This window comes from Pontibacter sp. HJ8 (assembly GCF_054824225.1).
Genome location: NZ_JSYF01000440.1, coordinates 1 through 6,259 on the forward strand (window position 1 = coordinate 1; position 6,259 = coordinate 6,259).

General features: G+C 52.9%; 7 protein-coding genes. 4 read left to right on the forward strand and 3 right to left on the reverse strand.

Annotated features, from left to right (window positions below; genetic code table 11):
• Positions 1 to 384: hypothetical protein (locus OB13_RS17280; RefSeq protein WP_461491431.1), on the forward strand; the 384-nt coding region annotated here is incomplete at its 5' end.
• Positions 385 to 413: 29 nt separating this feature from the next.
• Here OB13_RS17280 and OB13_RS17285 read toward each other — a convergent pair.
• The 3 genes from OB13_RS17285 to OB13_RS17295 form a co-directional block, all read right to left on the reverse strand.
• Positions 414 to 1,667 carry a hypothetical protein gene (locus tag OB13_RS17285; protein WP_461491432.1) on the reverse strand — a complete coding sequence of 418 codons (1,254 nt, stop codon included), beginning with the start codon at positions 1,665 to 1,667 and terminating at the stop codon, positions 414 to 416.
• A gap of 4 nt (positions 1,668 to 1,671) precedes the next feature.
• Positions 1,672 to 2,115, reverse strand: a complete 444-nt coding sequence (locus OB13_RS17290; RefSeq protein ID WP_461491433.1) for a hypothetical protein — start codon at positions 2,113 to 2,115, stop codon at positions 1,672 to 1,674.
• A 93-nt stretch (positions 2,116 to 2,208) separates the two neighbouring features.
• On the reverse strand, positions 2,209 to 2,844 hold the full coding sequence (locus OB13_RS17295; RefSeq protein ID WP_461491434.1) for a thioredoxin family protein: 636 nt from the start codon (positions 2,842 to 2,844) through the stop codon (positions 2,209 to 2,211).
• A gap of 204 nt (positions 2,845 to 3,048) precedes the next feature.
• On the opposite strand from OB13_RS17295, the gene OB13_RS17300 reads away from it, so the two are divergent.
• Genes OB13_RS17300 through OB13_RS17310 form a run of 3 tightly spaced genes read left to right on the forward strand, consistent with a single transcriptional unit; the run spans position 3,049 to position 6,054 of the window.
• Positions 3,049 to 3,498 (forward strand): c-type cytochrome, encoded by a 450-nt coding sequence (locus tag OB13_RS17300; protein ID WP_461491435.1) that lies wholly within the window; start codon positions 3,049 to 3,051, stop codon positions 3,496 to 3,498.
• Positions 3,491 to 4,861: a cbb3-type cytochrome c oxidase subunit I gene (locus OB13_RS17305; RefSeq protein ID WP_461491436.1), complete on the forward strand. Its 1,371-nt coding sequence runs from the start codon at positions 3,491 to 3,493 to the stop codon at positions 4,859 to 4,861. The genes OB13_RS17300 and OB13_RS17305 overlap by 8 nt, the downstream gene beginning before the upstream one ends.
• Complete coding sequence (locus OB13_RS17310; protein ID WP_461491437.1) at positions 4,858 to 6,054, forward strand: proline dehydrogenase family protein; 1,197 nt, start codon at positions 4,858 to 4,860, stop codon at positions 6,052 to 6,054. The genes OB13_RS17305 and OB13_RS17310 overlap by 4 nt, the downstream gene beginning before the upstream one ends.
• Positions 6,055 to 6,259: the final 205 nt, after the last annotated feature.

Genomic DNA, 6,259 nt, shown 5'->3' on the forward strand with positions numbered 1-6,259 from the left:
ACAACTTTATCAAAAAAAGTTGCTAAAAGCTTTACCAAAAAAGGTGATATCATATTTGTTTCTTGGAGAACTCTTAAATTCACTAATCGAAGAAAAACTATGGTATCAAAAGAACTACCATTGTACAATACATCGATATATAATTGCCAGAAAGAGGTCTCTTTGAAAGGGGGACTTTTCCCACAAGATATTCTTGGTTTTATTGATAGTGGTTCAAATATTTTTCATGTAAACCCTAATATATTTGAATACCCAAATTGGATTAATTATATGATTGATAACGGTATACCAGTTAACCAAGATAACTTTCATGAAGTAAGAGCAAAATCAAATTATACTGGATACTTTATTGACAATGGAGTTGAAATAACTGATAACTTCTAAAATTATTCATACCCCACCCCACTCACCTTCTACCCCCGCTGCCCCAAAAACAACAGCCCCAATCCCAGCGGCATCGGCACACTTGCCCAGAACATCAGCCAGTTGAAACTCGGCAACGTCGTCAGCCCGAGCCAGAGCAAGGTGCCCTGCCCGAATAACATCAGCTCCGTAGCGAAGAAGCCAGCCAGGAAAAGCGTCAGCCCGATAGCGCCATACCGGCCGAGTCGGTAGAGGCCTTGCTGCAGCAGGAAGCCCAGCAGGAACAGTGTGACAAAGCCAAGCAGCGACAGGTGCAGGTAGCCGATGATGAAGTAGCGAAGTTTATAGGCCAGATCCGCCATGTACGGGAAGGCAGAAAGCATCTGCAGCACCAGCTTCAGCACAAAGAACACCAGCGCCATACCTACCAGGGCACGGGCCCATGGCTTGAGAAGCCCCACCACTTTCACCCATACCTGCCGCACTACTTTGATCAGGTATAGCAAACCCGCCAGTTGCATGACCACAGCCACATAGCCAATGGCATATACCCAGTCAGCCGGTTTGGTCCACAGCACCGAGAGCGCATAGGCCGGAAGGCAGCCCAAAGCTAGCAACCAAAAAGCCCGCATGGCCCAGCTACGGTTGAAGTATACCTGCCGGTGCTCCAGAAACCAGAACAAAAGCCCGAGCACGGCAAAGGTAAACCAGCCGTTGTACTGGAAGTGCAGGTAAAAATAGATGGCCGAGTAGTAGAGTTCACCGCCAGTCGTGCCCTTGGCCATGATCGGCCCCATGGCCCACGGACCGATGGAAGAAATCACCATAAACAGCAAAGCAGCCCCGATGTATTGCAGGGAAGTGGCGTGCGTGCTGGTGTCTACGTTGAGCTGCACATGCTTCCAGTAGCTGCGGGCAAACCAGTAGCTGAGCAAAATGTGCATCGTCGAGAAGATGATGGAGAAGAGCGCATAGCCCTGCACCGGGAAGGTGAACAACATGCCCAGCACCGATACCTGCGTCAGGAAAAACTGCCTCCGGAAGGACTTTCGGGCCTCAGCCGTAACCACTGGAAAAATATAAAGCAGCGCAGCAAAAGAAGCGCAGTAGAGCCAGCCCAGCAAAGCGAGATGCGAGTGGGCATGCAGAAAATTCTTATAATTAACTCCCGCCACAGGCGACACCATCAGCCAGCGCAGGAAAAGACCCAGCACAGCTACCAGCACAAAATACCCCAGCGCGATACGTGCCCGCACCAGCGTATCCTGTCCTGTCTTCAGCCGTTTCTGCTGCACTCCTGTCATACTGTTATTCAAAATAAGTGCTATACCTGTTCAACTGGGCGCTGATCCGGTCCAGTGCTGCTTCAGCACTGGCTTCGTCTTTTCCCACCATGTACTTTACATCGTCCATTAAAGGCACCAGGTATACGTGCAGCATTTCATGCGCAGGCCCCTTCATGGTGCAATCCCGGAACAGCTGCTGCAGCTCGGTTTGCATCGAATTGCCCAGATCCTGATAAGCCGCTGCCGATGAGTTTTCCGGTTGCGCTTCGAATTCTTTTAGCATAGCCTGCAACTGCCCGACATGGCGCGTTGTCAGCTCATCTGATTGCCACCGCGCGTCTCCATTCAGCGCAAGCACCTTCGCCTCCTCCTGCACGATTACAGTATGCTGTGTCTGCAGGTCAGCTTCGTGCCCACATAGGCTTACCAGGCCGACAAGCAAGACAGAAAGGATTACTAGCTTCATTAGTTCTGACTTTGAGTTTTCAATGGAAAGCAGGATTCACCCGGAGTTAACTTATTGTCACTTCTGCCACCTCCCCGCCAGGAAGGCAACGCGCTATTTTGCTTCATCCCTCGAAGCAGGTATAGCACGGAGCACCAGTTCCAGCAGATCCTGTTGCAGGGCCTGGCTTTTGTCGCGGGCATACAAGGTATGCACCTGTGTCCCCACTTCCTCGGCGGTGGCTTCGGGGTGCGCTGCTTTGTACTGCACGACCTGCTCCTGTATGGCGGCAGGCCGCGGACCCCAGGTAAACAGGCGCTCGTTGGTTTCGGCATCGAGGCAGATCAGCTTCGGGATAGAGCGGGTGCCGTTGGTAAGGCAGGTGTCCATCCAGTCGGGGTTTTCGTCGCGCAGCAGTACCGTGAGCTCGATGGAGGGTATGGTATCGGCAATGGCAGCCAGCGCCGGCAATTGCTGTGCCCCATCGCCGCACCAGGATTCTACCAGCACAACCCAGTGCCATTCCGGCCGGGGCTGCTGCAGGGCCTGAAGTAATATGGGGTTGAGTGCAAACTGCTTTTCTACCCGCTTCATGCGCTGCAGATTCAGCTTGGTATATTCTATCCGAATCTCCGACTGCTCTTCGCCGGTCGTTTGGTTGAGGCTGGCCAGATCAGCTACCAAAGTTCTGTAACGCGCATATGTGAGCGGGCTGATCAGGTCAGTTATAAGTGTATGGAGGAGTTGCATGCCTAGTCTGATATTTTATGCAAGTCTAGCCAAATACCCGCTACCATAAAATGACCTAAGTCACTTAGTGTCAATAAATAAAGAACAAGATTCACTTGTAAAACCAAATACATAGAAAATGATCTATGTCACTTATCTGCCTGACACTGCTCATTTCGGAAGCCTTTCTATCGCCCTACCTTGTGCCTGAAACCAACATACCCTATGCTTCCACTTCTGCGCCGCCTCTTTGGCTCTCCTACAGGTCAGCTCGGCATCTATTGCAGTCTCTTTGCCGCCTTCCTTGCATTCAGTGGGTATGTATATGTAGCAGAGGTTCCTGCTGTGCCTGTAGGTGCCAACCAGGAACTGGCCGTGCAGGGGAAGCAACTCTGGCAGCAGCACAACTGCTCTTCCTGCCACCAGTTGTATGGGCTGGGCGACTATTTAGGACCCGACCTGACCAACGTGGTTTCAGATAAAGGAATCCCTTATGCCAAGGCCATCATGCAGGGCGGCACAGGCACTATGCCCGATTTCAAACTCAGCGACCAGGAAATAACCGCGCTGCTGGCTTTCCTGGAACATGCAGACCACACAGGCAAAGCCGGCCGGCAACACTTCGGGGTGGATGCGTTTGGCCAGATCTATTCAAAAGCCACTGACCATGAATAAGAAAGTCGGAACCTTGTTTCTGGCGACTGCCCTTGTGTTCCTGCTGGCGGGAGTAGCTTTTGGCGCACTGGGTGGATTGTTCTACCTTTTTCCGCAGGAGATGCGGGATGTGCTGCCTTTTGCCAGGCTGCGTCCGCTGCATGTTTCTTCGGTAATCTTCTGGATACTTTTTGCCGCTATCGGCGGCATGTACTTTTACCTGCCCCAAGACCGCTCAAAAGTCATCACCAGCCAGAAGCTGGGGTACATGCAGTACCTGCTCCTGCTTACCTCGGCCATCACGATCATGGGCTGCTACCTGACCGGAATTTTCGGCGGACGGGAGTACTGGGAGTTTCCGCCGGCCCTTGCTATACCTATTGCTGTCTCGTTTCTGCTGCTTGCCGTTAACTATTACCGATCGGTCAGAAGCCAGAAAGGGCCATGGCCTGTCTACCGCTGGATGTGGCTGACAGGTATTGTCTTTTTTGTACTGTCCTTTACCGAATCCTACCTCTGGCTACTGCCCTACTTCCGCGACCACCTGGTGCGCGATATGGCCGTGCAGTGGAAATCCTATGGCTCGCTGGTGGGCTCCTGGAATATGCTTATCAACGGGGCAGCCTTCTACCTGATGGCAAAGCTCAGCGGGGATGATCGTGTCGCACGCCGGCCGCTCACTTTCTTTTTCTTTTTCCTGGGTCTTTTCAACCTCATGTTCAACTGGGGGCATCACATCTACGCCCTGCCAGTGAGCAACACCATCCGCAACACAGCCTACCTGGTAAGTATGACGGAGCTGCTCATCCTGGGCAAGATCATCTGGAACTGGCGCAGCAGCCTGTCCGAAGCCAGAAAAAATGCTGCCATACTGCCCTACCGTTTCATGATCGCTGCGGATGCTTGGATCTTCCTCAACCTGTTCGTGGCTATCCTGATGTCGGTACCGGCGATCAACCTCTACACCCATGGCACCCACATTACGGTAGCGCATGCCATGGGCACTACCATCGGCATCAACACCATGCTCCTGCTGGCCTCCGCCTGTTATGCCTGCGCCCGCTACTATGGCCGCTTCAGTGCGTCGCGCCAGCGGTCCATCCTGCGCGGATTATACCTGAGCAACGGGGCACTGCTCGTGTTCTGGGTGGCGCTGATGGGAGCCGGTGTCAGCAAGGCCCTGATCCAGGTACAGACACCAGATATTCCGCATGCGGCGCTGATGCAGCAGCTGATGCCCTGGTTTGTGGCCTTCGCCGTGTCCGGGGCAGGTATAGCGGTGGGGATACTGCTATTGGCCCTGCCCCTGCTGCGCACGCTGCTTACCAAGCAGAAAAATCCGCAACCGAAGTATATACAACAACAGGAACTTCTACGCATATGAACCATACAACCATCACTCCGACAAGACCCTTCGATCCGGATAATCTGGAGGTAGCTTTCAGCACCAGGACCGATAAAGAGCTGAAACTGGCACACCTGCTTTTCCGGGTAATGGGAAAACCAAGCCTGGTGAAGCTGGGAGGTATAGCCACCCTCTGGGCCCTCAAGCTCCGGCTACCTGTCAAAGGCCTTATCCGCAGCACGATCTACCATCATTTTTGCGGGGGCGAAACAACCCAGGAAGCCCAGCGGGCGATCCGGAGACTGGCTTCCGTGCACGTGCAAACGGTACTGGATTATGCCGCCGAGGCCCAGGAAGATGAGCCGGGATTTGACTTTGTGCGCGACGAGATCCTGCGCAACATCCGCCTGGCCAAAAGCACCAAAGAAATTTCCTACATCAGCGTCAAGCTAACAGGTATAGGTGCCCGGGACATCTTCCAGAAACTGCAGGAACTGGTACCACTAACGATGGCTGAGCAGGCCACCTTTGCGCGTACAGAAATGCGACTCGACATGATCTGCAAAGCGGCTTATGAAGCAGGCATTACGGTGTACATCGACGCTGAAGAAAGCTGGCTGCAGCAGCCGATGGATGAGTTGGCCGAGAAGATGATGCTCCGCTACAACGAGCGCCGGGCCGTGGTTTTCAATACCCTGCAGATGTACCGCACCGATCGCATTGCTTACCTCAGCGACCTCCTCAAACGCAGCGATGGTTATGACGTGGTTCTCGGGATCAAGATCGTGCGGGGAGCCTACCTTGAAAAAGAGCAGGAACGTGCGACAGAGCAGGTATACCCCAGTCCTGTCTTTACAGTGAAAGCAGACACGGACCGCAGCTTCGACAAGGCCATCGACATCTGCCTCGACAACCTGCATCGTGTGGAGCTTTGTGCAGCCACACACAACGAGGCAAGCACCCGCTACCTGACCGAGCTGATCAACAAAAGAGGAATCGAAAACCACCGGGAACGCATTCACTTTTCACAGCTCTACGGCATGAGCGACAACCTGACCTTTAACCTGGCCAAAGCCGGTTTCAATGCATCCAAGTACCTGCCCTATGGCGATGTGGCGACCGCCTTGCCCTACCTGATCAGGAGAGCGGAGGAAAACACCTCCATCGCCGGTCAGATGAGCCGGGAACTCACCTTGCTCGAAGAGGAAATGAAGCGCCGGAAGCTGCTTTAACAGCCCTTTGAGTTAAATACTCTGGGTGGCAGGTATACCTGCTCCTCCGGGAGGAGAACACTTTTAGAAGACAAGATTTCCCTTTGACGTCGAAGATTCCGGGATAAGGGAAAGCAATATTATAAAACAAGCAGGCTGATTATCGGGCCCGCTTTTACCCAGTAATCAATCAGTAAAAAGATACTTTTTTCATTTATGAAACAGA